Source organism: Pseudomonas sp. IPO3749, assembly GCF_013386605.1.
Taxonomy (GTDB): Bacteria; Pseudomonadota; Gammaproteobacteria; order Pseudomonadales; family Pseudomonadaceae; genus Aquipseudomonas; species Aquipseudomonas azotoformans_A.
This window is the reverse complement of sequence record NZ_JACARN010000043.1, coordinates 21,954-46,878: the sequence shown is the minus strand read 5'-3', so window position 1 is coordinate 46,878 and position 24,925 is coordinate 21,954. Positions and strand designations below refer to the sequence as shown.

The window sequence follows — 24,925 nt, the reverse complement described above, 5'->3', positions numbered from 1 at the left end:
GCAGCGGATTGATCGGCTGTGCCACGGGCGTCCTGCACCGAGCGTTTCACCTCGGCAATGATCGGTTGCAGTTTGTCGAGGAAGCGGTTGAACCAGCCAGCCAGTTGGCCCAGCTCGTCCTGCTTGTCGTAGGCCAGGCGTCGGGTCAGGTCGCCTTCGCCGCTGGCGATGTCTTCGAGCATGTGGGCCACGCCGAGGATCGGGCGGGTCACGCTGCGGGCCATCAACCACACCAGGATCAAGCCGACCACCGCAGCCAGCAGGCCAAGGCCCAGTTCCAGCAGGGTGCCACTGGTGTTATCGGCGTCCATCTGAGCCTTCAGCGCTTCAGCCGGGCCGACCAGGACTTTCTCCGGCACATCCAGCAACACGCCCCACGGCTTGCCGTCCGGGATTGGCGCAAACGGTGCCAGTACCTTCAGTTGGTGGTCGGTGCGCAGGCTACGGATTTGCGTGCTGCTGGCCAGGGCGCTGATCAATTGCGTGCCGTTGGCTGTATCAACTTGGTCCAGGCGCTGGCTGAGCTTGCTCGCGTCCGGGCTGTAGCCGGCGAGCAAACCGGTGGGGCTGAGGATGCTGACCTGGGTCTGGCCGTCGTACAGCTTCTGGCTGGCCTGTTGGCTCACGGCCTGCAGGCTGTTGAGGTTGATGTCCACTGACAGCGAGGCGATGACTTTGCCGTTGACCATCAACGGGAAGACGATGCTGGTCATCAGCACATTTTGCCCGTTGATCCTATAGAAATACGGTTCGATCACGCACGGCTTGAGCGTGCTGCGTGGGCAGGTGAACCAGGCGTTGGCCTTTTCACCGCTGGGGCCGACGCGGGTGTCGGACATGTCGCTTTCCGGCAACGCCATCGACTCCAGCTTGCCGGGTGTCGGCTGCGACCAGTACAAGGCGAAGCGACCTTTGTCGTTACTGCCCAGCTCGGCCTGGCCGGCGAACAGCTCATCCTTGCCGTCCAGGGCATTGGCTTCGAACACCAGGGACAGGCCGAGCAAATCCGGGTTGGCCTGCAACGCGGCCTTGACCTGGCGGGTCAGGTCTTCGCGGGTGTCGAAGGCATCGAGAAAGCGCTTCTCGGCCTGCTCACGCAAGAACAGCACCTGGCGGGAAAAACCGTGACCGTATTGATAGGCGTCCATGAACTGGCGGCGAATGCCCAATGCCTGCACTTCGCCTTGGGCCTCGATGCGCGCCTGGGCGGCTTCATCCAGCATCTGCATGCTGGACGCCTTGACCTGCTGCGAACTCTGCTCCATGCGATACAACGACAGACCCACCAGCAGGGTCACGATTCCCAGCAGGCAGAGGCCGGCGAGCAGGGTGATTTTCCATTGAATGGAGAGCTGTCTAAGCGACATAGGTACATCCTTACCTGAAAACACATAGAGGCTCTATATCGGCGGTTTTGGAGTTTTCTTTATTCAAACAATCAATTTAAACCTGCTTTTGTGGAGAGGGCGTTTCTGTGGTGAGCGAGCTTGCTCGCGCTGGAGTGCGTAGCGCTCCCGCCCTTTTTGGGGCCGCTGCGCAGCCCAGCGCGAGCAAGCTCGCTCACCACAGAAAGCTGCTCACTACAAAGGTCCGTTTTTTGACATGTGAACCTGCGTCCGGCAAAGTGCGCGCCCTCTAATAAGACCTCCTTCAAGCCTGCACGCTGGCTGCCACCCCATGGCCGCCTGGGCGCGGGCATGCCTGTTTTTTTGTTTTTCTGCTTGAGGTAACCATGATTAACGCAGTCATTGCCGCGGTCGGCACCATGCTGGTGCTCAGTTTGTCCCGCGTGCATGTGGTCATCGCCATCATCGTAGGCGCCCTGGTGGGTGGCTTGACCGGTGGCCTGGGCATCGACGCCACGCTCAAAGCCTTCAACGGCGGCTTGGGCGGTGGTGCAACCGTGGCATTGTCCTACGCCTTGCTCGGCGCTTTCGCCGTGGCGATTGCCAAATCCGGCCTGGCCCATGCCTTGGCTGACAAGGCGCTGCTGCTGGTGGACCGTCAGGAAGCCAGCGGCGGCAATCACGTCAAATGGCTGTTGATCGGCCTGTTGTGGGTGGTGGCGATTGCCTCGCAGAACATCCTGCCGATCCATATCGCGTTCATTCCGTTGCTGGTGCCGCCGCTGCTGTACGTACTGACCAAGCTGCAACTGGACCGCCGTCTGATCGCCTGCGTGATGACCTTCGGCCTGATCACGCCCTACATGTTCCTGCCGGTGGGCTTTGGCAATATCTTCCTCAACCAGATCCTGCTGGCCAACGTGGCCAAGAGCGGCGTGGACATCAGCCAGGTCAACGTCACCCACGCCATGAGCCTGCCGGCGCTGGGCATGGTGGTGGGCCTGCTGGTGGCAGTGTTTATCAGCTACCGCAAGAAACGTGTGTACGACCTGGAGAAAATCGAGCGCGTCGAGCAAGTGGCGGTGCACTACAACCCACTGACCCTGCTGGTGGCCGGCCTGGCGATTGCCTCGGCGTTCATCATTCAGCTGTGGCTGGACTCGATGATCATCGGCGCCCTGGCCGGCTTCCTGATCTTCTCGGTGTCGGGCATCGTGCGCTGGCGCGACACCGACGACCTGTTCACCGAAGGCATGAAGATGATGGCGATGATCGGCTTCATCATGATCGCCTCGTCAGGCTTTGCCGAAGTGCTCAAGGCCACGGGCGACGTGCGCTCGCTGGTGGAAACCTCGGCGGCGTTCATCGGCCATAACCGTGGCGTGGGCGCGTTGTTGATGTTGCTGGTGGGCCTGTTGGTGACCATGGGCATCGGTTCGTCGTTCTCCACCGTGCCGATCCTGGCCGCGATCTTTGTGCCGCTGTGCGTGCAACTGGGCTTCAGCCCGGTGGCCATCGTGTGCATCGTCGGCACGGCCGGTGCGCTGGGTGATGCCGGTTCGCCCGCTTCGGACTCCACCCTCGGCCCGACCTCCGGGTTGAATGTCGACGGTCAGCATCACCATATATGGGACACGGTGGTGCCGACGTTCCTGCATTACAACATTCCGTTGCTGGCCTTTGGCTGGCTGGCGGCGATGACCCTCTGATCTACAGGTTCAGCGTAACCGGCCGATAACCTCTCCAGTCGCCACTAATAAGAGAGAGAAAAGCCATGCGTCTGAGCCTCAAGGCCAAAGTACTGTCCCTCGCCGTAGTGCCGGTGTTGCTGTTCGCCGTGGTCATCAGCCTGACCACCGTGTGGATCCTGCAGGGGCAGGCGCGCAACGAGGTGGATGAAACCCGCCAGCGCCTGCTCAATGACGCCAAGGCCACGCTGCAAAGTTATGTCGAAGTGGCCATGACCACCATCAAGCCGCTCTACGACGCGGCCGCACCCGGCGACACCGCCGCGCGTGGCCAGGTGGTCAAGCTCTTGTCGAACACCAGTTACGGCAAGGACGGCTACTTCTTCGGCTACGACTCCGAGACCATCCGCCTGTTCAAGGGCAACAGCCCCGACGGCGTGGGCAAGAGCTTCAAGGACAACCGCGACCCCAATGGCGTGTACGTCAATCGCGACCTGGTCAAGGTCGGCAAGGACGGCACCCACTACCTGCAATACAGCTCGACCCAGCCGGGCCAGACCGAACTGGTGCCCAAGCTTGGCTACACCGAATACCTGCCGAAATGGGACATGGTCATTGGCACGTCGGTGAACCTGGACGGCATTGAAGCCCAGGTGGCGGTGGTCGAAGCCAAGGTGCAGAAACGCATGGAGGGCGTGCTGCTGAGCATTCTCGGCGTGGCGGTAGTGGTGCTGTTGGTGATCGCGGCCGTGGGCATGCTGCTGGCCAATACCATCCTGCGTCCGCTGCACTTGATGAAAGCCAACCTCGACGACATCGCCGCCGGCGAAGGTGACTTGACCCGCCGCCTGGCCATCACCAGTCAGGACGAGCTGGGCGACTTGGCAGGCGCGTTCAACCGGTTTGTCGACAAGATCCACGGGCTGGTGCGCCAGATCACCGAGATGACCAGCCAACTCACCGGGCTGGTCAGCCAGGTCTCCGACCAGGCCCAGCGTTCCGAACAAGCCATGGAACGCCAGCGCCACGAGACCGATCAGGTCGCCACCGCGATCAATGAGATGTCATCGGCTGCGCAAGAAGTGGCGCGCAGTGCCCAGGGTGCCTCGGTCGCGGCCCAACAGACCGACGCCGAAGGGCAGGCCGCCAAGCGTGTGGTGGACGGCAGCATTGCGCAGATCCATGCGCTGGTAAACGACATCCGTAACAGCGGTGTGTCCCTCGACAGCCTGCAGCAGGACGTGTCCTCCATCGTCAGTGTGCTCAGCGTGATCCGTTCTATCGCCGAGCAGACCAACCTGCTGGCGCTCAACGCCGCCATCGAAGCGGCGCGGGCAGGGGAGGCCGGGCGTGGTTTTGCGGTCGTCGCCGATGAAGTGCGCGCCCTGGCCAGTCGCACCCAGACCAGCACCCAGGAAATCCAGGGCATGATCGATCGCCTGCAAAAAGGCACCGAGGCGGCGGTGGAGGCCATGCGCCGTTCCAGCGATGCCGGCGACGGCACCTCGGCCCAGGCCAACGAAGCCGGGGCGTCTCTGGACACCATGGCCCAGTTGATCGGCACCATCAATTCGATGAACGCCCAGATTGCCAGCGCCGCCGAGGAGCAGACCGCCGTGGCCGAAGAGATCAACCGCAGCGTGCATCAGATTGCCGTGGCGGTGGACAGCGTGGCCGATGAGACCCAACTGGGCGCCCAGACCTCTCGCAGCCTGGCGGATCTGGGCCAGCGCCTGGGGCAGTTGGTCGGCCAGTTCCGCATCTGATCTTTCATAGGTAAAACGTATGTTTGCCTAACGTTAATACGAATATACCGATCACCGCCCCTCAGTGAGACTTGAGCCCCAACCACAACAGGGGCTCATCTTATGTCACTTGTCGACCCGCTTCAGCGCCTGGCTGAACTCGATACCAACACGGTTTCCGACGCACTGGATTTCCTGCAACTGACGGGCGCGGTGGTCGGCATCCGGCCGCTGTGGGACTGTCCCAAAGTGGTCGGCCGGGCCAGCACGGTCAAACTGGCCCCCAAGACCGATGACGCGCCCACGGCGCACCTGATTTCCCCGGTGATCGACGCGATTACCACCGATGACCGCGTGCTGGTGATTGCCGGCGGGATCGATGGCATTTCCTGCTGGGGCGACATCATCGCCAACGCCGCCGTCGCCAAACATATCCGGGGTTCGGTGATCGACGGTTTCAGCCGTGACATCGACGGCAGCGCGTCCATTGGTTATCCGGTGTACGGCCGTGGCGTGACCATGATCAGCGCGCGTAACCGTGTGGTGCAGGTGGACTCCGGCGTCACCCTCAACGTAGGCGGTGTTGACGTCGCGCAAGATGACTTCGTGATCGCCGACCGCTGCGGCACGGTGTTTATCCCGGCTGCGGTGATCGAGCAAGTGCTCGACCTGGGCGAGCGCATCGCCGCCCGTGAAGCCGGCATGGTCGACGCCGTGCGCAGCGGCCGCTCGGTCGCCGACGTGATGCACGACAGCCAATTCGAAGCCATCCGCGTGGAGTCTGCCCGATGAACGATCAACAGTTGGTCGCCCTGTTCGAAGGGCTGGACACCCCTGGCGTCTCGGATGCCATGGACAAGCTGGGCATCCCCGGCCAATGCCTGGGCATTGCGCCGCTGGATAACTACCGTGGCACCGTCGTGGGCCCGGCATTTACCGTGCAATACGTGCCGGCCAACACGCCACCGGGCTCGGTGGGCGACTTTATCGAAGACGTGCTGCCAGGGGATGTGGTGGTCATCGCCAACGCCGGGCGCACCGATTGCACGGTGTGGGGCGACATCATGACCCAGTACGCCGGCGCGCGCGGGATAGCCGCCACGGTGATCGACGGCGTGTGCCGTGACGTCAGCAAAGCCCTGGGCGATGGCTATCCGTTGTTCACCCGCGGCCGCTACATGCGCACCGGCAAGGACCGCGTCGAAGTGCTGTCGGTGAACCAGCCGGTGGCAATCAGCGAAACCCGCGTGTGCGCCCGGGACATCGTAGTTGCCGACGCCAATGGCGTACTGGTGGTGCCCCGCGCCCGTGCCGCTGAGGTGGCGCAGGTGGCACGGCAGATCGAAACGGTGGAATCGCAGATCCGCGCGCAGATCGAGGCGGGCAAGACGCTGAAGCAGGCCCGTGAATCCCTGGGTTATCACACCTTGCAGAGGAAGGGCTCATGAATACCCTGAACAAGCGCCTGGCCCAGGCGCAACCGTCCGCCACCTACCGCATCATCGACCGCGTCGCCGCGCGCCGGGCCGAAGGCGAAACCATTATCTCGTTGTGCGCTGGCGAGCCAGACTTCGATACGCCGGAGCACATTCGCCGGGCCGGCATCGAAGCGATCCGCAATGGCCTTACGCGCTACACCCAGGTCGCTGGCGTGCGGGCCCTGCGCGAAGCGGTGGCGGAGAAGTTCCGTCGCGAAAACGGCCTGGAGGTGACCTGGCAAGACACCCTTGTCAGCAACGGCGGCAAGCATGTGATCTACAACGCACTCGCCGCCACCCTCAACGAAGGCGACGAAGTGATCGTGCCCGCGCCATACTGGGTCAGCTACCCGGAGATGGTCGAGCTGTGTGGCGGCACGTCGAGGATTGTGCCGTGCAGCGCCGAGGACGGCTTCAAACTGACCCCGGCCGCGCTCGACCAGGCGATCAACCCCAGCACCCGCTGGCTGATCCTCAACTCCCCGTCCAACCCGACGGGCGCCGTCTACAGTCGCCCGCAATTGCAGGCGCTGGCCGACGTGTTGCTCAAGCATCCCCATGTGATGGTGCTGGCGGATGATATCTACGAGCATCTGCTGTTCGACGGCCAGGCCTTCCACACCTTGGCCCAGGTAGAGCCGCGTTTGGCGCCTCGGGTGCTGACCATGAACGGCGTCTCCAAGGCCTACGCCATGACCGGCTGGCGCATCGGCTTCGCCACCGGCCCGCGCTGGCTGCTGGAGGCCATGGAAAAACTCCAGGGCCAGCAGACCTCGGGGGCCAGCGCGATTTCCCAGCATGCCGCCATTGCTGCCTTGAACGGGCCACAGGACTTTATCCGCCAATCACGGGCGGTCTTCCAGAGGCGCCGCGACCTGGTCGTGTCCTTGCTCAACGCCACGCCTGGCTTGGCATGCATCAGCCCGAGCGGCGCGTTCTACGCCTTTGCTTCTTGCGCTGGCCTACTGGGACGCACCTCGGCCGCTGGCAGGTTGCTTGAGACTGACGAGGACGTCGCCCACGCCTTGCTCGACGAAGCCAACGTGGCCGTGGTGCACGGTAGCGCCTTCGGCCTGGCGCCGTACCTGCGCATCGCCTATGCCCTGGATGACGATTCGTTGCGCCAGGCCTGCGCGGCGATCCACCGGTTCTGCGCGGCGACGCGTTAGAGGTCGCGCATCAGCAAGCCAAAGCGCAGGTCCATCTGCGCCGGGAGCGGCACATACACGGTGTGCCCATCCCCCGGCGCGACGTCGATGGCTTCGCCTTTGGCGTTGTGCAAGGTGGCCAGGTCGAAGTGGAAGTTGCCGGCAGGGGTCATCAATTCCAGGTGATTGCCCACGGCAAAACGGTTTTTCACCTTGACCTCGGCCAGCTCGCCCCGGCGTTCGCCGGTCAGCTCGCCGACGAACTGCTGGCGCTCTGACACGGAGCTGCCGCTCTGGTAGTTCTGGTATTCATCGTGCACATGGCGGCGCAGGAAACCTTCGGTGTAGCCGCGTTGGGCCAGGGATTCAAGGTCGGTCATCAGGGTGCGGTCGAAGGCGCGACCGGCCACCGCATCATCGATGGCCTGGCGATACACCTGGGTGGTGCGCGCGCAGTAGAAGTGCGACTTGGTGCGGCCTTCGATCTTCAGCGAATGCACGCCCATCTGGGTCAAGCGCTCCACGTGCTGCACGGCGCGCAGGTCCTTGGCGTTCATGATGTAGGTGCCGTGTTCGTCCTCGAAGGCGGGCATCTGTTCATCGGGGCGGTTGGCTTCCTGTAGCAGGAACACCTGATCGGTGGGCGCGCCAATGCCCAGGGTCGTCTGATATTGCTGGACGATATCCCCCGTGGCGTTTTCCACCGCCGGGGTGGCCTGGTACTTCCAGCGACAGGCATTGGTGCAGGTGCCCTGGTTGGCGTCGCGCTTGTTCATGTAGCCCGAGAGCAGGCAACGCCCGGAATAGGCCATGCACAAGGCACCGTGCACAAACACTTCCAGCTCCATGGCCGGCACCTGCTGGCGGATCTCGTCGATCTCTTCCAGCGACAATTCCCGCGACAGGATCACCCGACAGATCCCTTGCTGTTGCCAGAACTCCACGCTGGCCCAGTTCACCGTGTTGGCTTGCACCGACAGATGGATCGGCATCTGGGGGAAATGCCGGCGCACCAGCATGATCAGCCCAGGGTCGGACATGATCAGCGCGTCCGGGCCCATGGCGATCACCGGTGCCAGATCCTTGAGGAAGGTCTTCAACTTGGCGTTGTGCGGCGCGATGTTCACCACTACATAAAAGCGCTTGCCCAGGGCGTGGGCTTCCTGGATGCCAAGGGCCAGGTTGGCGTGGTCGAATTCGTTGTTGCGCACCCGCAGGCTGTAGCGCGGCTGGCCGGCGTAGACCGCATCGGCGCCGTAGGCAAAGGCGTAGCGCATGTTTTTCAGGGTGCCGGCGGGGGCGAGCAGTTCGGGAGCGAGGATGGGGGGCATGGGCACGGGTCGCAAAAGGTCGCGAAGGTAGCCGAGCGGCGAGGGCGGTTTATTGATCCAGGTCGTCCTTTGGGCTTTTTGTATCGCTGTGTATCGGCAGGGGCTGTGGATACGTATCGATTTATCCGCGCGGTTTTCCGACACAGGCGCGATACCTCAGGGGCTTTTAATTGATTCCAACGAGGCACACCGCCTCCAACCCTGAGAACCTGGAGTCAACCACCATGAACACCAAAGCCATCTACGCCGCCTGCCTGTTTGCCGCCCTGAACATCTGCACCTTGTCGGCCCGCGCCGAAGCCGCCGTTACCGCTCAGACCTACAACTACGGCACGCACCTGGACATCAAGCAAGTGGTATCGATGAGCCAGGACTCCAAGTCCACCTGCGGCGTGGTGAATGCGCGCATGACCTACCTGGACTCCCACGACAAGACCCAGGTGCTCGATTACCTCAAGTTCGGCGACGGTTGCGTCGGCGATAACTGAGTCCCGCTGTCCCCTCCCATTGTTTGCCACAGGAAGACTGCCATGAACCACCTGACCCGCTTTTTGACCGCCACCGCCTTTGCCCTTGCCGGCACGGCCATGCACGCCAACGCCGCCGTGGAGAAAAGCAGCTGCGCCGCCAGCACCTGCTTCCAACTGACGCCGGTGCAACATGCCGCCGGCCATGACCTGCTGGTAGAGGACGGCAGCCGCCGCACACCGCTCGGCCAGGCGCTGGACCACCAGACGGCGTGACACCGTCTCCCCACTCGATAAGGTAAACACCATGCTACTCATCGCATTCCTGGGCGGCATCCTGACCGTCCTCAGCCCCTGTATCCTGCCGGTGGTGCCGTTTCTGTTCGCCGGCGTCGACCGCACCCGCCGTTCGATCCTGTTGACCCTCGGCGGCATGGTCCTGACCTTCGCGCTGATTTCCAGCCTGGCCGTGGTCAGCACCGAATGGGTGATACAGGCCAATAACACCGGCCGCCATGTGGCACTGATCGTGATGGGTCTGTTTGCGCTGTCGCTGATCTCGGCGCGGGTCGGTGGCTGGCTGGCGCGGCCCTTCGTGTTGTTGGGCAACCGTATCGATCCTGACAGCCGCACGCTGTCCGGTCCGCTGAAGTCGTTGATGATCGGCGTCGCCACAGGCCTGCTGTGGGCGCCGTGCGCGGGGCCGATCCTGGGAGTGATCCTGACCAGCGCGATGCTGCAAGGCGCCAATGCGCAGACCAGCCTGTTGCTGGTGGCCTACGGCCTGGGCAGCGCCTTGTCCCTGGGCGCGCTGATTTTTGCCGGGCGTGGCCTGGTCAATCGACTCAAGGCGTCCATTCCGGTGACTGGCTGGCTGCGCCGTGGGGCTGGGGTGGCGGTGCTGGCGGCGGCGGTGGTGATTTCCACCGGAGCGGACAAGACCCTGCTGGCAGGCACTTCGTCCGAAGGGGTCAGCAGCCTGGAAAAAGGCGTGCTGGAAAACGTGCCCAAGGTGGTGGATTACGTGGTGAGCAAGGTCAAGGCCGACCCGGCCCAGGACAATGCCCAAGGCGCCATGCCGTCGCTGGCCGGCGCGGTCGAGTGGCTCAACTCACCGGAACTCACCCGCGAGTCCTTGAAAGGCAAAGTGGTGCTGGTGGATTTCTGGACCTATGACTGCATCAACTGCCAGCACACGCTGCCGTATGTGAAGCAATGGGCGAAGAAATACGAGAAGGACGGCTTGGTGGTGATCGGCGTCCACACCCCGGAATACGGTTACGAGCGCATCATCGGCAACGTCAAGGACCAGGTGCGCAAGCTGGGTATCACCTACCCGGTGGCCATCGACAACAACTACGCGATCTGGCGCAACTTCGACAACCAGTACTGGCCCGCCCATTACCTGGTCGACGCCAAGGGGCAAGTGCGTTACACCCATTTTGGCGAAGGTCGTTATGAGGCGCAGGAGCAGATGATCCAGACGCTGTTGAACGAGGCGAAGGCCCCTCAGTGACTCAATGCAGCGGCTTTGCCAGCAAAGCCGCCATCTTGACCAGGTCCGGCAACGAGCGGGCCTTCATTTTGCGCATTGCCTTGCCCCGATGGGCCTTGACCGTGATCTCGCTGATCGCCAGGTCGCTGGCAATGACTTTGTTCATATGCCCCGCGACGACCCTTGTCATCACCTCCTGCTCCCGTGGCGTCAGGGTGGCGTAGGCCGCCCGCAGGACACGCAATTGATCCTGTTGGTCCAGCAGGGTGCGGCTCTTTTCGAGGGCACCGGCAATCGCGGTCAACAGCACATCATCATTGAACGGCTTGGTCAGGAACTCTACCGCCCCCGCCTTCATGGCGCGCACCGTCAAAGGGATATCGCCGTAGCCGGTGATGAAAATGATCGGTGTGTCCGGGCGTTCGTTGGCGATGGCGGCTTGCAGGTCCAGGCCGTTGAGGTCGGGCAGGTTGATGTCCAGCACCAGGCAGGTGGGCACGTCTGTACGCGGCTGGCTCAGAAACGCCTGGGCCGATTCGAACAGCCGGGGCTGCCACTGGGCGAACCGGATCAGCAGCTCCAGGGATTCGCGCACGGAAACATCGTCATCGACAACGAATACGATCGGCTGGGTGTCGGTCATCGGCGCGGCTCTGCGTGCATGGGCACTGGGGTGAGTCGAATACATCATGATAGCTCCTTCAAGATAGCTCCCTGCCGGAGCGGTTCAGTCGACTGGAAAGGCCGCGCTCAGCGCTTTGAGCAATTGCGCTTCGCTGAACGGCTTCATCAGGCAGTCCACCACGCCGGTGCGCATCAGTTTCAGCCGGTCGCCGGTATCGCCATGGGCAGTGATAAAAATCACCGGAATGGCATGGCCGCGCAGTTGGAGGGTGGCGTGCATTTCCGGGCCGGACATACCTGGCATCGCCACATCGAGGATCAGGCAGCGCGTGCCCGCCACATGGGGCGATGCCAGGAACGCTGGCGCCGAGGAAAACGCTTCGACCGCAAAACCGAACTCCCGGAGCAGGTCCGGCAGGGATTCGCGCACCGATTCGTCATCATCGACAACCGCAATAAGAACAGGCTGTTCCATCAGATTCCCTCCTTGGTCGAGTCGGCATCCTGGTCGGTCATGCTCGGCAGGGCAAATTGGAAAGTGGCTCCGGGGCCGTCATGGGCGGTGGCCCACAACACGCCATCGTGGCGCTCGATAATGGAGCGACTGATGGACAGCCCAATGCCCATGCCGGTGGTCTTGGTGGTGTAGAACGCCTGGAACAGGCGCTCGGCATCCTGCGGGTCGAAACCATTGCCGTTGTCCTTCACGGCAAGGTAGACGCCCTGGTGTTCGTCCAGCCCGGTGGTGACATGCAGGTGCCGCGAACCACCCGTCATGGTGTTCATCGCCTCGGTGGCATTGAGGATCAGGTTGAGGATCACTTGTTGCAGCTGCACGCGGTCGGCCTTGACGGTGGGCAGGGCATCGGCAAATGCCGGGATCAGCTTCACGTCATTGCGTTGCAACTCGCCCAGCAGCATGGCGATGACCTCCTGTGCCGCCTCGTTCAAATCGACTGGTTCGAGGGTGATGCATTTCTTCGAAAAGAGCGCGCGCAGGCGATTGATCACCTCGGCGGCGCGGTTGCCATCGCGAATGGTACGCCGTGCGGTCTCCAGGGCACCGCTGACATTCGGCGGGTCGGCGCCCAACATGCGCAGGCAGGTGCTGGCATTGGTGATGATGCCGGCCAGCGGCTGATTGACTTCGTGGGCAATCGAGGCGGTGACGGTGCTCAGGCTCGCCACACGTGCCAGGTGCGCCAGCTCCGAGCGCGCCTTGCTCAGGGTTTCTTCGGATAACCGGCGTTCGATGGCGATGCTCGCCGCGAGCATTTCGGCGCGCTTGCGGTCTTCGATATCGGTGTTCTCGCCGTACCAGCGCAGCACCACGCCCCACGCATCGCGTTGCGGTACCGCGCGCACCAGGAACCAGCGGTAGTCGCCGTCGAAGCGGCGCAACCGCGCCTCGTACTCTCCGGCTTCGCCCGACTGCAGCAGGGCGCCCCAATAGTGGGCCAGTTGCTCGGCGTCGTCGGGGTGGACCGAGCGCGCCCAACCATCGCCGCGCGCTTCGTCCAGGCTCATGCCGGTGTAGTCGCACCAGCGCTGGTTGACGAAGCCGACACTGCCGTCGGGCGCCGCGCTCCAGACAAACCCTGGAATAGCGTTGATGATGTTGCTGAGGCGGTCTTCCGAGGCGCTGACTTCGGCCAGTGCATGGGCGATCAAGGCTTTGTCGCGCTTTTGCTCGTTGATGTCCACGCTGATCACCCACCAGCGCAGGATCCGGCCCTGGCTGTCGCGCATCGGCTTGCCGTCACTGACAAACCAGCGGTAGGCACCGTCCGCCTGGCGCAGGCGCAGTTCCTTGCGATAGGGCTCGCCACTGCGTACCGCCTCGCGCCAGGCGTTGAGCGTGGTCTGCAGGTCGTCCGGATGCACGGCCGCCTGCCAACCGCAGCCGATGGCTGCGCTGGCACTGCGTCCGGTGTAGGCGCACCAGCCTTGGTTGACGTAGTCGACGCTGCCGTCCGCCAGGGCGGTGAAGGCCACCCCAGGCAGTGCATCGACGACGCGATCGAATTCATTCGACATACCGGTTCTCTAGTGACAGGCGCCGTGCGCAGAGAATGCCCTGTGGGCGGCAGTTCGCCCATCATACTTAGGTGTCGCATGCCCACGCTGGCGGGCAGGCAAACGATACCATCGTGTTATCGATGGCGGGCACGGGTTCTGTTTTGATTGAGCCGCGCATCCCGAGTGCGCTTTCCTCAATTTCCCGGAGCTCTGCCATGACCGCCAAACAAGTACTCTACACCGCCAAAGTCCACACCACCGGTGCCCGCGATGGAGGCACCTCGCGAAGCGACGATGGGCGCCTGGACATTCTCCATTCCCCACCGGGCTCCAAAGGCACCGGCACCAACCCCGAGCAATTGTTTGCGTCCGGCTGGTCGGCCTGTTTCAACGGCGCCCTGGGTTTGGCGGCGCGCAAATTGAAGGTCGAGCTGCCGGCTGATGTGGCCATCGATGCTGAAGTCGACCTGTGCATGGAGGGCGATGCTTACTTCCTGCGGGCACGCTTGAACGTCAGCCTGCCAGGCTTGGAGCGGAATGTGGCGCTGGCGCTGATTGAAGGTGCCCACCAGACATGCCCGTACTCCAAGGCGGTGCGTGGCAACATCGATGTGGTGCTCAACCTGGTGTGAAGGTAAGCCACTGTATCCAGCGCGGCTGACGTTACACAGCCATTCAAACCCGCCGCTTTGCCGACATGTCGCAGATACACGCGCTGCACAGCATGGCGGCAGGTTTGGCGTCATCCGACGCTGACGGATGTTGAAGGCTGTGAACACGATGAAAGCGGTGATGATCAACGCATTTGGCGGCCCCGAAGTCTTGGCCGTGCAAGAGGTTTCACTGGCCCGGCCGGGGCCTGGGCAGGCACTGGTCCAGGTCATGGCCGCCGGGGTGAATTTCATGGATACCGGCGCGCGCCGAGGCCTCGGCGCCGCCAGCTCGTTGCCGCTGACGCTGGGCGCAGAAGGCGCAGGCGTGGTGCTGGCCGTCGGGCCGCAGGTGACTGAGGTAGCACCCGGTGATCGGGTGGCCTGGTATTACGTGCCTGGCAGCTATGCGCAACAGGTCATCGCCCCGGTCAGCCAATTGGTGCCGTTGCCCGATGACATCGGCTTCGAAACCGCCGCCGGCCTGATGATGCAAGGCCTTACCGCGAGCAACCTGGTGTTTGACGTGCATGCCATCCAGAAGGGCGACGTGGCGTTTATCCACGCTGCGGCGGGGGGCGTGGGGCTGATGCTGACGCAGATGGTCAAGCTGCTCGGCGGCCAGGCGATTGGCCGGGTTTCCCATGCCGACAAGGTTGACAGCGTATTGGCGGCCGGCGCCGATTACGTGGTGATCGGGCACGCCGGGCATATCGCCGGCCAGGTCGAACGCCTGGTGGGCAAGCACGCGGTAAATGTGGTGTATGACGGCACCGGAAATGAAGGTTTCAGCGAGTCACTCAATCTGCTGGATTACTTCGGCACCTTGGCCCTGTTCGGCCCGTTCATGGACCCGATTGCGCCGATCGATATCTTTTCCATCCCGCGCAGCGTCAAGCTGACCTACCCGGTGGTGATGCACCATGTGCGCAACCGCGAGACCTTGCTGGCCCGCGCGCAGCAGTTGTTCACCTGGGTGAGCACTGGAAGGCTCAAGGTGAACATCGGCCAGCATTATTCATTGGCGCAGGCGCACCAGGCGCATCGGGATATCGAGTCACGCCGCAGCACCGGCAAGCTGATTATCCTGCCTCACGCCTAGGCTGGCGGCGGCGCCAGATCAGCAGGGCAGCCAGCAATTGGCTGCTCGCATAGAAGGTAAACAGATCCTGGGGACGCCATTGGGCGTCGAGCAGTACACCGGCGAATGTGGGCGACACAATTGCCCCCAGCCTTCCCGTGGCCAGCACCAGGCCCACGCCGCGCGTACGTTCGGCGCTGTCGAACGCCTGGGGCGCGAGCACAAACAGCGCGGCAATGGCGGCATAGAGCAACAGGCCGGCCGTGAACCCCGTGGCAATCGCCAGCAGCGGTACGCGCGTGGCCGTCACCATCAGCAGCATCAGCACGGCATTGAGCAGCAGGCACATGCACAGCAACCGGTTGCAGCCCCAGCGATTTGCACCCAAGCCCAACAGCAGCGCACCGAACATGCCACCAACCGTGAGCAACATGCCGCCGGTGATGCCGTGGCGTGCGGAAAAACCGCTATGGGTCAGCAGCATGGGGGTCCAGCTCATTACAAAATAAAACCCGAACATCAGCAAAAAGCATACGCAGGCCAAGGCGCAGGTCGATGCCCAGCGTCCATGGCTGAATAGGCCGCGATAACCTTGGCCTGGCCGCTCGGCCGCCAGCGCCACCTGCGACGCGGATTCGCGCAACCACAGCACGCCGGCCACGCCGACCAACAGCGTCAGGCCGCCCCCTGCCAGGAACACATAACGCCAACCGAGCCCGTCATTCAGCAGATGGGCCAGCACCCCACCCAAGGTGGCGCCCAGCGCAAAGGCCACCGATTGCAAGGCAATTGCCAGGCTGCGACGGGTGGACGGTGCATGGTCGTGGGTCAGGACATTGGCGCCCACCAACACCGCGCCTACGCCGATTCCCGTGAGCAAGCGCAGGCACAGCAACGTGCAATAACTCTGGCTCCAGAAACACAGCACCATGGTCACGCCGCTGAGCATCAGGCTCGCCAGCAACACCCGGCGGCGTCCATGCCGGTTGGCCATCGGCGCAGCCCCCAGCGAGCCGCAGGCCATGCCTACCAGGCTGGCGCTGAGCAGCAGGCCGATTTGCGCCGCGCTCAATGACCACTGCGCCGCGACGCGGCTGGCGGTGAATGCCATGGCCATGGCGTCCAGGCCATCGATCACATTGAACAGCAAGCACAGCCCCACCACGGTCCACGCAGCGCGCCGTGTCGCAATGCCCGGTGTTGCCGCACTGATTGCCTGCCCACTCATTGGCGTTGGGTCCTTTGTTTATCGAGGGTGGATGGCAGCATCGGGCGCCTCTGCTGGCAAGTCATACAAAGGTATCGACCGACACCTACGTGCAATCGTGCGTGGCAAACGCCGATGGTCTGATCGGTCTTGCACGGGCCACCAGGGCGCAGTGCCACGACAGGAGATTCATCATGCTTGCAGCTTCGTCCCATTACCTGCGGCTTCGCTGCCGGGCCTCGTTGCTTGGCCTGGCGCTGCTCGCCGGCAGCCAGGCCGCGTGGGCGGCCACCGACGCCATCCGTCCTTACCGCATTCACGTTGATGAAGCCCAACTGACCGACCTGCATAAACGCATCGCCGCCACCCGCTGGCCCGACCAGGAAACCGTCAACGACACCTCCCAGGGCGTGCAATTGGCGCAGGTACAGGCACTGGTCAAGTACTGGGGCAATGGCTACGACTGGCGCAAGGCCGAGGCCAAGCTCAATGCGCTGCCTGAGTTCATGACCACCATCGACGGGGTCGACATCCAATTCATTCATGTGCGCTCGCGCAATCCGAACGCGCTGCCGTTGATTCTTACCCACGGGTGGCCGGGTTCTCAATTTGAATTCCTCAAGACCATCGGCCCGCTGACCGACCCGGTCGCCTATGGGGGCCGGGTCGAAGATTCTTTCGACGTGGTGATTCCGTCGATCCCCGGCCATGGGTTTTCCGGCAAGCCCACCGAGCTAGGCTGGGGCCCGGACCGGGTCGCCAAGGCCTGGGATGTGCTGATGAAACGCCTGGGCTACAGCCATTACGTGTCCCAGGGCGGCGACCATGGCTCGGTGATCTCCGACGCGCTGGGCCGCCTGGCGCCCCCCGGTTTGCTCGGCATTCACCTGAATATGCCGGCCACCGTGCCGCCTGAACTGGTCAAACCGATCAACAGTGGCGAACCGGCGCCCGCTAACCTCACCGAACCTGAGCGCACAGCCTACAACGCGTTGAGTACTTTCTTTGGGCGCAACGCGGCGTATGGCGCGATGATGGTCACTCGCCCACAAACCATCGGCTATCTGCTGGCCGACTCGCCGGCCGGTACGGCCGCCTGGATGTACGAGAAATTCGCCGCCTGGACCGACAGTGATGGCAAGCCCGAGCGTGTGCTCAGTCGTGATGAAATGCTCGACGACATCAGCCTGTATTGGCTGACCAACAGCGGTGCGGCGTCTTCGCGTTTCTATTGGGAGAACAACAACAATAACTTCAGCGCTGCGGCGCAGAAGACCGACACCATCAAGGTTCCGGTCGGCATTACCGTGTTCCCCCGCGAGATTTACCAGGCGCCGAAATCCTGGGCCCAGCGCGCTTATCCCTCGCTGTCCTACTACAGCCAGGTCAGCAAAGGCGGGCATTTTGCCGCCTGGGAACAGCCGCAACTGTTCAGCGAGGAACTGCGCGAAGCCTTTCGCCCATTGCGCCCTTCGGCCAAGCCCTGAGGCTTCTTCAGGCGTGTTGAGCATCGTCCAGGCGCGTCTGTAACAGGCGCAGGTCCTGGGTGTCGAAGCCTTCCGAAAACTGCTCGCGGTGTTGGCCCAGCAAACGCTGGGCCTCACTGCCGCGACCTTGCGCCTGCCACAGCGCGGCCAGGTCGATGGCACTGCGCAACGCCCAACTGCGTGAGCCTTGCTGCTGACTCAGGCTCAAGGATTCTTCCAGCAGTGTCTCAGGCCGTTGGTTGTCGCCGGGCACTTGTGCCTTATGAATGCTGGCCTGGAGACGCAGCAGTTCCGGCAGGGGGAAGGTATCGCCACTGTGTCGGCAGTGTTCGATGGTCGCCTTCACTTGTGCCAGGGCCTTTTCAAATTGCCCCTCCAGCATCAAGCCCTCGGCCAGGGCGATCTCGAAGGAGGTGGTCAGCAATTCGTAGCGCATGCCGTGCAGGCGCGCCAGGGTTTCCTCAAGGACGGCGACGGCATTGCCGGGCTGGCCTGCGCGGATCGCGACCGCCGCGCCAAAGCCCATGGCTGCGGCGATATAGGGGCCGAAGGCGTTGGCCTCGGCAATGGACTTGAAGGTGTGCAGGCGCTCGGCAGCGGTGTGCAGGTCACCGGTCCAGATGTAAATCTGCAGGGTCCAGACTAGCGCAATGCAATGAGTGGTTGCATGGTCCAGCGCGGCGGCTTCGGTTTCGACCTGCTGGGCGCCTTGCCTGGCCTGGTCGGGAAAGCCCATCAGCCACAGGGTGCGCGCCAGGGCCAGGCCGGTGCGGTTGCGATGGTCGAAGCCATAGTGAATGGTCAGGCTGCGCTGCGACGGCACGCTGTTGCGCAGGGAGTTTTCCAACGCGTGGCGCGCCAACGCCTGGTCCCCCAGCAAGTGATAACAGATGCCCGCAAGGGAGGCGGCCACCGCGATGGCTTCCGGCTTGCCGATCACTGCGCCGATCTCCACGGCGCGTTCGGCCCAGGCCAGGGATGCCTTAAAGTCACCAATGCGTTCGTAGAAAATCTGTAAACGCCCCAAAAGGCGCAGTTGCGAGCGGTGCTCGCCAAGGCTCACGGCAATGTCCAGGGCGCGTAGCAGGGCTTTTTCTGCGGCGGCGCTATTGCCCTTGGTGAACATCAGCACCAGGCCCAGGGCGGCCTGCAGTTCCATTTCGGTGGGCGTGCCGAAGTAGCCGAGTTCCAGCAATTCGGTGGCGCGGGTGCACCAGGTGCGGCACTCCACCAACAGGGAAAAATGCAGGAACAGTTGCGCACTCGCTGCCGCCAGCGGCAGAGCCAGGCCGGGATCGCCCTGGGGGCCGAAGCTCCACTCCAGCGCGCTGCGGATATTGCCCAACTGGCAGCCCAGCCGCGTGGCGCTGGCGAAGATGGCGTGAGGGGTGTCGCCCAGGTGCTTGAGCTGCTCCATATGGTAGGCCGCGTGCCTGAAGGCCAGGGCGTGCACCTCGGATGGGCCCCGCACTTGGAGTTTTTCCCGTGCATAGGCGCGGGTCATTTCCAGTAAGCGGTAAGAGGTCGTGGCGTTGCTGCGGTTCACGGTGACCAGGCCCTTGGCGGCTAGCTCATCCAGGGTGGCGGCCACGCTGACGGGGTCGATCCAGTCGTCGGCGGCAATGTGCGAGGCCGCCTCCAGGGCAAACGGACCGACAAACGCCGCCAGCCGCTCGAACACCAGGCGTTCATTGGCCGAGAGCAGGTCGTAACTCCAGTCCAGCATTGCGCGCAGCGTCTGATGCCGTGGCAGCGCGGTCCTGCGGCCGGCCCATCCCAGGGAAAAGCGCTCGCCGAGCAGGGCGTGAGTGGCGTGTACGCCATGCACCGCCACACGCACCGCCGCCAATTCGATGGGCAGCGCCATGCCTTCCAGGCGTTGGCACATGTCGGCAATCAGACGTGCATCGCCGGGTGCCAGGGCCAGTGCGGCATTGCTGGCGTACACGCGCTCGACAAACAGTTGCACGGCGGGAAATCCCAGCAGTTGTTCAACGCTCAAGTCCTGCAACTGGCTGGGAAAGGCCAGCGGGTCGAGCCGATACACGTGCTCGCCACGTGCCCGCAGCGGTTCGCGACTGGTGGCGAGGAGGGCCACGCCCGGGGCCGTATCCTGGATCTGCTCAACGATTGCGCAGACCGCATCGATCAGGTGTTCGCAGTTGTCGATGATCAGCAGCAACCGTTGCGCCCGCAGGTGGGCGAGTAACACCTGCATCGGTTCTTCGGCCTGCACCGCAATACCCAGTGCGCTGGCGAGGGCGATGGGCACCAAGCCCGCATCCTCGACCTGGGCCAGGTCGACGAAGTGCACGGCGTCTTCCTCTGCGTGGCAGTGGCCGGTTTCCACGGCCAGGCTGGTCTTGCCCACGCCGCCTGGGCCGACGATGGTGAACAGCTTGGGCTGTCGCAGCCGCTCCATCACCAGCGCCACATCGGCGTGGCGCCCGATCAGGCTGGGGCGCGGCGGCAGGCGGCCGACGCCATTGGCCACTCGAGGGCGGCTGTGCGCGGCAGGCAATGGTCGGGCAGTGCGCTCCATCGGCGCGACGAACGCGTAGCCAACGCCGACTTGGGTGTTGATATAGCGCGCACCGTCTTCGCCATCGCCCAGAATGCGACGCAGCCCGGTCATGTGAAAACGCAGGCTGCCTTCTTCGACGATGATGTCGGGCCACACCAGGCTGATCAGTTCACGCTTGGACACCACGCGTCCTGGACGTTCGAGTAGGGCGATCAGCAGGTCGAGGGCACGACCGCCGATATCCAGTGCCGCGCCATCTTTCGTGAGCAAGCGTTTGCCCGGAACCACGCGAAAAGGGCCGAAGGCAAAATCCAGGCTCGCGGCCTCATGCAGGTCGTCAGGGGCGGACTCCACGGTTATCACGCTCTCGAAAAGGGGAGGGTGTATTCAAGGGTGTTGGAACCCTGTCTCGGTCTGAGCATGATAGGAGATCCCAGTGTTGGTTCAAGTCCGTACAACCTCGGCCGCATGGGGCGCGGGGGCGTTGGTTTGGGCCGGTTTGAGCATCGGCGTCAGGCACAGCATGAAGACCAGCACGGCAAACAGCATGGCGTAGGCCAGGCTGTAGTTGCCGCTGTGGTCGCGCAGTGCACCGAAACACAGCGGGCCCAAGGCGGCCACCAGGTAGCCGATAAACAGCATGAATACCGTCCAGGCACCGGCTTGTGCAGGGCTGCTGGCATTGTCCAGTGGCAGCGTCATGCCCACGGTGAACGCCATGCCCAGGCCGATCGCCACCAGCAACACGTACAGCGTAGGCCAGGCCGTCGGCGCAAACGCCATGCCGGCGGTGCCCACCAGCGCGATCAATGTGCAGACGGCCAGCAGGCCGCGACGGTCATGGGCCTTGCCGGGGATCAGGCCGGCGCCGACGCTGGCAACCGCGAACACCGCGGTGAACAGCCCCAACAAGGTGCCGGCGGACAGGTGGGTGACGGCGGTTTCCGTGGAGGACGGGGCCAGCCAGGCGAACAGGGCATAGACCACAAACTGGCTGGCACCGAAGTACAGCGCCACCAGCCAAGCCTGGGGATTGCGCCACGGCAGCCGGATCGACCGGGCCGGTGCTGGCGCCAGCCGGGGCGCGCCGGCCGCGAAACGTCGGGCCATCCACACCCAGCTGATCACCGCCGTGACGCTCAACAGGCTCCATACACCGGCGCCTACCCGCCAGCTGTGGGCAAGTTCGGTGATGGGCGCGGTGAACAGTGCAGAAAGGGTGGCCCCGACACTCAAGCCTGCGGCATAAATACCCATGAAAAACGCCGGACGGTGGGCAAAGTGGGTTTTGATCCAGCCCCCCATCAACGCGCCGGCGATGGCGATGCCTACACTGATCACAAAGGTGTTCAGCAGCAGCAGCGCGGCATTCGGCGAGACCGCCCGCAACAGGCACGCGGCGCCGATCAGCACCAGGGCCGCAATCATGCAGCGGTCTGACCCAAAGCGTCGGCTCAAGCCTGGCGCAAGCAGGGCGAGCACACCCATGCACACGTCCGGGATCGACGTCAGCAGCGCCGCCTGGGTAAAGCTCAACCCATACTGGTCCTGAATCAACAGCAGGATCGGCCCGATGGATACGATGGCGGGGCGCAGGGCGATGGACAGCACCAACAGGCCGAGGACGGCTGCCAGGCTGTGCTTGTCGGTGGAGGTCATGTCGACGGGCTCTTCGGGTCGTGGAAGTCGAACCGATCGTAGCAATGTGCAAGAATCGACAAATGCCAGCTTATATCGACAAAGTGACAAAGCGATGAGCCCACCATGAAACAAGATGCCCGCACCGTCGGTAAGCCTGCCGAGCTGAACGGACGCAGTGAGGACTACCTGGATTACCAGGACGTGCCCCGTGTGCTCATGGCTCTGGTGCGCAACCAGGCGGCCGGCGCCTACAACGCGCCGCACACCCACCGCCACGGCCAGTTGTTGTATGCGGTCAGTGGGGTGATGCGCGCCGTTGCCCAGGGCAGCCTGTGGTTCTTGCCGCCCAAACGGGCACTGTGGATTCCCGCCGAAGAAGAACACGATCAACTGATGCTGACGCCGGTGCAGATGCGCTCAATCTATATCCAGGCCGACGCGGCCGCCGGTTTCGGTGACCGGTGCCGTATCGTCGATGTTTCGCTGCTGTTGCGCGAGCTGATTCTGGTGCTGGCCAATGAGCCGATCGAGTACGAACTGGAAGGTCGCAATAGCCACGTGGTGGCGCTGATCCTCAGCGAACTGGCCGCCGCGCGCACCTTGCCGTTGCAGATCCCGTGGCCGCTCGACCGCCGACTGCTGATGGTGTGCCGCGCGATTCTTGATACACCTGGGCAAACCCATACGGTGGCGTATTGGGCCGACCAGGTCGGCGCCAGTTCACGCACGCTGATCCGCCTGTTTCTCAAGGAAACCGGCCTGACCTACCGCCAGTGGGTGCAGCAGGTGCGCCTGGCCTGTGCCCTGGAACGGCTGGAGAATGGCGAGCCCATCGGCCGGATCGCCCAGGACCTGGGCTATGTGAGCGCCAGTGCTTTCAGTGCGATGTTTCGCCGGGCGATCGGCGTTTCACCGCGCGACTTTCTGGTCCGCGACTGACGGCATGGGCGACTGGCAGCGCGGCAGCAGCAACTGCGCGCACAACCCGCCGCCCTCGCGGTTGTACAGGGTCAAGCCGCCTTGCAGGGTGTGCGCCAGTTGCTGTGCGATGGCCAGGCCCAGCCCGGTGCCGCCGGTGGTGCGGTTGCGTGAGCTTTCGACGCGATAGAACGGCTTGACCACGTCGGGCAGTTGCGCCTCGGGAATGCCGGGGCCACGGTCAAGGATCTGGATCGACAGATGCGCGTCGGCGTGGTACTCGACGTTGACCGTGACGTCGCTGCCGAACTTCAACGCGTTGTCCACCAGGTTCACCAGCACCCGGCGCAGTGCGTGGGGGCGGGTGTCGATCACGGTCCCGGTAGGGGCGGTGAGCACCACCTGTTTGCCGACGTCCTGATAGTCGAACACCAGGCTGTCGAGAAACGAATGCAGGTCGACCCGGCGACTGGCCTCGACGGTGCCGTCCATGCTGCGTGCATAGGCCACGCCTTCCTGGACCAGGTGCTGCATTTCACTGAGGTCATTCCAGAGTTTTTCCCGCTCCACCGACTCCTCCATGAACTCGGCACGCAGTTTCATGCGCGTGATCGGGGTTTGCAGGTCGTGGGAAATAGCCGCGAGCAGTTGCATGCGTTCCTTGATGTGGGTGGCGATGCGCTCCTGCAGGGTATTGAAGGCCACGGCCGCGTAGGCCACCTCGGTGGGGCCGTTCTCATCCAGGCGCGCGCCGCCGCCGTTGGGGTCCAGGCGGTCGACCGCATTGGCCAGGCGCGTCAGCGGCTCAATCGCGGTGCGCACGGCCAGGAGGGTGCAGCCGAGCAGCAGCAACAGCTGCACCCCCAGTAACAGCGGCAGCCAGGGCGACAGCGGTGAGACTTGTGGGCGCACATCAATGGTCAGCGGCGTGCCATCGCGCAGGCGCAAGTGCGCCTGATAATGCGGGCGTTTGTCGGGGATGGTATTGAAGGTCAGGCTGTAGTCCTGGCCCAGGGTGGCCTCCATCGAATGCACCGAGGCAGGCGCGGTGGCCATGTCCATCGGCTGGCCAGGCTGGCCTTCATCCAGTTGGTAGCGATAGGTGGCATGTTCGAAGCGCGGCAGCCAGGCTTGCCGCTCTTCGGCGGGCAGGCGTTCGAGCATGGCCACTGAGGTGCTGATGTCTTGTTCGAAATTACCCAGCATCAGCGACATGGCGCTTTGGTAACGCTCATAAAACTGCAGCCCGAACGAAAGCCCGTGGGCGATTACCAGGCTGGTCAGAAAGATCAGCGTCAGGCGCGAGGTCAGGGAGCGCGGCCAGCGCAGCCGTTTCACGAGGCTTCTCCAAGGATTTCCACCGGGTAGGTGAACACATAGCCTTCACTGCGCACCGTCTTGACGTAGGCCGGGTCGCGCGCGTCATCCAGCAGGCGCTGGCGCAGGCGGCTGACCAGCAAGTCGATGGAGCGGTCGAACAGGTCGGCATCGCGGCCCTGGGTGAGGTTGAGCAATTGATCGCGGCTCAGCACACGCTGGGGGTGGTCGACAAAGACCCGCAACAGGCGGTATTCGCCGCCGCTCAGGTTGACGATAGTGCCCTGGGCGTCCATCAGGTGACGCGCGGTAGTGTCCAGCCGCCATTTGCCGAAGGCCAGCAGACGGCTGGCCTCGCTGACGATCAGGTTGGGCGGCAGCGAGCGGGTGCGGCGCAATACGGCGTTGATGCGCGCCAGCAGCTCGCGGGCGGCGAAGGGTTTGACCAGGTAATCATCGGCGCCCATTTCCAGGCCGATGATGCGGTCGGTTTCGTCATTGCGTGCCGTCAGCATCAGGATCGGCGTGGCTTTGTGTTTGCCTGCGCGCAACTCACGGCACAGCACCAACCCATCGTCGCCCGGCATCATGATGTCGAGCACGATCAGGTCCACCGCCGTGGCATCGAGCAGGGCGCGCATTTGCCGACCGTCCGAGGCCACCGTGGTGCGCAAGCCGTTTTTCTTCAGGTAATTGCCGACGAGTTCGCGGATCTCACGATCGTCGTCGACAATCATAATGTGATCGATATGGTCCATC

Annotated in this window: 21 protein-coding genes and 2 pseudogenes; 13 read left to right on the top strand and 10 right to left on the bottom strand. The window is 63.5% G+C overall.

Annotation, left to right across the window (positions count from 1 at the left end):
* Positions 1-77: 77 nt before the first annotated feature.
* Positions 78-1,148, bottom strand: a pseudogene (locus HX812_RS32435) (HAMP domain-containing protein); the annotation flags it as partial.
* A gap of 587 nt (positions 1,149-1,735) precedes the next feature.
* Here HX812_RS32435 and HX812_RS18045 point away from each other — a divergent pair.
* From HX812_RS18045 to HX812_RS18025, 6 genes and pseudogenes are all read left to right on the top strand, one after another.
* A complete protein-coding gene (locus HX812_RS18045; RefSeq protein WP_161630234.1) occupies positions 1,736-3,055 on the top strand; it encodes a Na+/H+ antiporter family protein in 1,320 nt (439 codons plus the stop codon).
* A 65-nt stretch (positions 3,056-3,120) separates the two neighbouring features.
* Positions 3,121-3,942: pseudogene (locus HX812_RS32430) on the top strand (cache domain-containing protein); the annotation flags it as partial.
* A gap of 36 nt (positions 3,943-3,978) precedes the next feature.
* Positions 3,979-4,800: a methyl-accepting chemotaxis protein gene (locus tag HX812_RS32425; protein ID WP_371318422.1), complete on the top strand. Its 822-nt coding sequence runs from the start codon at positions 3,979-3,981 to the stop codon at positions 4,798-4,800.
* 102 nt (positions 4,801-4,902) lie between these two features.
* The gene (locus HX812_RS18035) at positions 4,903-5,571 is read left to right on the top strand and encodes an RraA family protein (protein WP_038845131.1); all 669 of its coding nucleotides are present in this window, start codon (positions 4,903-4,905) and stop codon (positions 5,569-5,571) included.
* Positions 5,568-6,227: an RraA family protein gene (locus HX812_RS18030; protein ID WP_038845129.1), complete on the top strand. Its 660-nt coding sequence runs from the start codon at positions 5,568-5,570 to the stop codon at positions 6,225-6,227. The genes HX812_RS18035 and HX812_RS18030 overlap by 4 nt, the downstream gene beginning before the upstream one ends.
* Positions 6,224-7,426, top strand: a complete 1,203-nt coding sequence (locus tag HX812_RS18025) for a pyridoxal phosphate-dependent aminotransferase (RefSeq protein WP_038845126.1) — start codon at positions 6,224-6,226, stop codon at positions 7,424-7,426. Before HX812_RS18030 ends, HX812_RS18025 begins: the two co-directional genes overlap by 4 nt.
* Here HX812_RS18025 and yegQ read toward each other — a convergent pair.
* A complete protein-coding gene (yegQ, locus tag HX812_RS18020) occupies positions 7,423-8,736 on the bottom strand; it encodes a tRNA 5-hydroxyuridine modification protein YegQ (protein WP_038845124.1) in 1,314 nt (437 codons plus the stop codon). The two genes, HX812_RS18025 and yegQ, sit on opposite strands and share 4 nt — an antisense overlap.
* A gap of 224 nt (positions 8,737-8,960) precedes the next feature.
* Here yegQ and HX812_RS18015 point away from each other — a divergent pair, with 224 nt between their 5' ends.
* From HX812_RS18015 to HX812_RS18005, 3 genes are read left to right on the top strand one after another with little or no spacing between them, the layout of a single operon-like run.
* Positions 8,961-9,224, top strand: coding sequence for a DUF2790 domain-containing protein (locus HX812_RS18015; protein ID WP_038845122.1), 264 nt, complete (start codon positions 8,961-8,963; stop codon positions 9,222-9,224).
* Between the two features lie 42 nt (positions 9,225-9,266).
* Positions 9,267-9,479: a hypothetical protein gene (locus HX812_RS18010; protein WP_038845120.1), complete on the top strand. Its 213-nt coding sequence runs from the start codon at positions 9,267-9,269 to the stop codon at positions 9,477-9,479.
* A 31-nt stretch (positions 9,480-9,510) separates the two neighbouring features.
* Positions 9,511-10,719, top strand: a complete 1,209-nt coding sequence (locus HX812_RS18005; RefSeq protein WP_038845118.1) for a cytochrome c biogenesis protein DipZ — start codon at positions 9,511-9,513, stop codon at positions 10,717-10,719.
* A gap of 1 nt (position 10,720) precedes the next feature.
* Here HX812_RS18005 and HX812_RS18000 read toward each other — a convergent pair whose 3' ends face one another.
* The 3 genes from HX812_RS18000 to HX812_RS17990 are packed head-to-tail and all read right to left on the bottom strand — an operon-like array spanning position 10,721 to position 13,359.
* Positions 10,721-11,386, bottom strand: a complete 666-nt coding sequence (locus HX812_RS18000) for a response regulator transcription factor (protein WP_080642377.1) — start codon at positions 11,384-11,386, stop codon at positions 10,721-10,723.
* 39 nt (positions 11,387-11,425) lie between these two features.
* On the bottom strand, positions 11,426-11,797 hold the full coding sequence (locus HX812_RS17995; protein WP_038845116.1) for a response regulator transcription factor: 372 nt from the start codon (positions 11,795-11,797) through the stop codon (positions 11,426-11,428).
* Positions 11,797-13,359 carry a PAS domain-containing sensor histidine kinase gene (locus HX812_RS17990; protein WP_038845114.1) on the bottom strand — a complete coding sequence of 521 codons (1,563 nt, stop codon included), beginning with the start codon at positions 13,357-13,359 and terminating at the stop codon, positions 11,797-11,799. The genes HX812_RS17995 and HX812_RS17990 overlap by 1 nt, the downstream gene beginning before the upstream one ends.
* Before the next feature lie 197 nt (positions 13,360-13,556).
* Here HX812_RS17990 and HX812_RS17985 point away from each other — a divergent pair, with 197 nt between their 5' ends.
* Both HX812_RS17985 and HX812_RS17980 read left to right on the top strand, forming a co-directional pair.
* Complete coding sequence (locus HX812_RS17985; protein ID WP_038845112.1) at positions 13,557-13,973, top strand: organic hydroperoxide resistance protein; 417 nt, start codon at positions 13,557-13,559, stop codon at positions 13,971-13,973.
* A 148-nt stretch (positions 13,974-14,121) separates the two neighbouring features.
* Complete coding sequence (locus HX812_RS17980; RefSeq protein ID WP_038845139.1) at positions 14,122-15,093, top strand: quinone oxidoreductase; 972 nt, start codon at positions 14,122-14,124, stop codon at positions 15,091-15,093.
* On the opposite strand, the gene HX812_RS17975 is transcribed toward HX812_RS17980, so the two are convergent.
* Positions 15,074-16,300: an MFS transporter gene (locus HX812_RS17975; protein ID WP_050572410.1), complete on the bottom strand. Its 1,227-nt coding sequence runs from the start codon at positions 16,298-16,300 to the stop codon at positions 15,074-15,076. The two genes, HX812_RS17980 and HX812_RS17975, sit on opposite strands and share 20 nt — an antisense overlap.
* Before the next feature lie 173 nt (positions 16,301-16,473).
* Between HX812_RS17975 and HX812_RS17970 the strand changes: the two genes are divergently transcribed.
* Positions 16,474-17,766 carry an epoxide hydrolase family protein gene (locus HX812_RS17970; protein WP_038845110.1) on the top strand — a complete coding sequence of 431 codons (1,293 nt, stop codon included), beginning with the start codon at positions 16,474-16,476 and terminating at the stop codon, positions 17,764-17,766.
* 7 nt (positions 17,767-17,773) lie between these two features.
* Here HX812_RS17970 and HX812_RS17965 read toward each other — a convergent pair whose 3' ends face one another.
* Together HX812_RS17965 and HX812_RS17960 are read right to left on the bottom strand one after the other, a co-directional pair.
* Positions 17,774-20,644: a winged helix-turn-helix domain-containing protein gene (locus HX812_RS17965; RefSeq protein ID WP_038845108.1), complete on the bottom strand. Its 2,871-nt coding sequence runs from the start codon at positions 20,642-20,644 to the stop codon at positions 17,774-17,776.
* A 90-nt stretch (positions 20,645-20,734) separates the two neighbouring features.
* Entirely contained in the window at positions 20,735-21,949 is a 1,215-nt protein-coding gene (locus HX812_RS17960; RefSeq protein WP_038845106.1) for a CynX/NimT family MFS transporter, read from the bottom strand.
* A gap of 105 nt (positions 21,950-22,054) precedes the next feature.
* Here HX812_RS17960 and HX812_RS17955 point away from each other — a divergent pair, with 105 nt between their 5' ends.
* On the top strand, positions 22,055-22,870 hold the full coding sequence (locus tag HX812_RS17955; RefSeq protein WP_038845104.1) for a helix-turn-helix transcriptional regulator: 816 nt from the start codon (positions 22,055-22,057) through the stop codon (positions 22,868-22,870).
* On the opposite strand, the gene HX812_RS17950 is transcribed toward HX812_RS17955, so the two are convergent.
* Together HX812_RS17950 and HX812_RS17945 are read right to left on the bottom strand one after the other, a co-directional pair.
* Positions 22,841-24,187, bottom strand: coding sequence for a HAMP domain-containing sensor histidine kinase (locus tag HX812_RS17950; protein ID WP_038845102.1), 1,347 nt, complete (start codon positions 24,185-24,187; stop codon positions 22,841-22,843). The two genes, HX812_RS17955 and HX812_RS17950, sit on opposite strands and share 30 nt — an antisense overlap.
* Positions 24,184-24,924, bottom strand: a complete 741-nt coding sequence (locus HX812_RS17945; protein ID WP_038845136.1) for a response regulator — start codon at positions 24,922-24,924, stop codon at positions 24,184-24,186. The genes HX812_RS17950 and HX812_RS17945 overlap by 4 nt, the downstream gene beginning before the upstream one ends.
* Position 24,925 lies beyond the last annotated feature (1 nt).

Coding starts and splice junctions, on each gene's coding strand:
- HX812_RS17990 (WP_038845114.1), bottom strand. CDS start 13,359: ATGTCGAATGAATTCGATCGCGTCGTCGATGCACTGCCTGGGGTGGCC.
- HX812_RS18000 (WP_080642377.1), bottom strand. CDS start 11,386: ATGTATTCGACTCACCCCAGTGCCCATGCACGCAGAGCCGCGCCGATG.
- HX812_RS18030 (WP_038845129.1), top strand. CDS start 5,568: ATGAACGATCAACAGTTGGTCGCCCTGTTCGAAGGGCTGGACACCCCT.
- HX812_RS17995 (WP_038845116.1), bottom strand. CDS start 11,797: ATGGAACAGCCTGTTCTTATTGCGGTTGTCGATGATGACGAATCGGTG.
- HX812_RS18005 (WP_038845118.1), top strand. CDS start 9,511: ATGCTACTCATCGCATTCCTGGGCGGCATCCTGACCGTCCTCAGCCCC.
- HX812_RS17945 (WP_038845136.1), bottom strand. CDS start 24,924: ATGGACCATATCGATCACATTATGATTGTCGACGACGATCGTGAGATC.
- HX812_RS32425 (WP_371318422.1), top strand. CDS start 3,979: ATGACCAGCCAACTCACCGGGCTGGTCAGCCAGGTCTCCGACCAGGCC.
- HX812_RS17960 (WP_038845106.1), bottom strand. CDS start 21,949: ATGACCTCCACCGACAAGCACAGCCTGGCAGCCGTCCTCGGCCTGTTG.
- HX812_RS17970 (WP_038845110.1), top strand. CDS start 16,474: ATGCTTGCAGCTTCGTCCCATTACCTGCGGCTTCGCTGCCGGGCCTCG.
- HX812_RS17985 (WP_038845112.1), top strand. CDS start 13,557: ATGACCGCCAAACAAGTACTCTACACCGCCAAAGTCCACACCACCGGT.
- yegQ (WP_038845124.1), bottom strand. CDS start 8,736: ATGCCCCCCATCCTCGCTCCCGAACTGCTCGCCCCCGCCGGCACCCTG.
- HX812_RS18010 (WP_038845120.1), top strand. CDS start 9,267: ATGAACCACCTGACCCGCTTTTTGACCGCCACCGCCTTTGCCCTTGCC.
- HX812_RS18025 (WP_038845126.1), top strand. CDS start 6,224: ATGAATACCCTGAACAAGCGCCTGGCCCAGGCGCAACCGTCCGCCACC.
- HX812_RS17955 (WP_038845104.1), top strand. CDS start 22,055: ATGAAACAAGATGCCCGCACCGTCGGTAAGCCTGCCGAGCTGAACGGA.
- HX812_RS18035 (WP_038845131.1), top strand. CDS start 4,903: ATGTCACTTGTCGACCCGCTTCAGCGCCTGGCTGAACTCGATACCAAC.
- HX812_RS17980 (WP_038845139.1), top strand. CDS start 14,122: ATGAAAGCGGTGATGATCAACGCATTTGGCGGCCCCGAAGTCTTGGCC.
- HX812_RS17975 (WP_050572410.1), bottom strand. CDS start 16,300: ATGAGTGGGCAGGCAATCAGTGCGGCAACACCGGGCATTGCGACACGG.
- HX812_RS18015 (WP_038845122.1), top strand. CDS start 8,961: ATGAACACCAAAGCCATCTACGCCGCCTGCCTGTTTGCCGCCCTGAAC.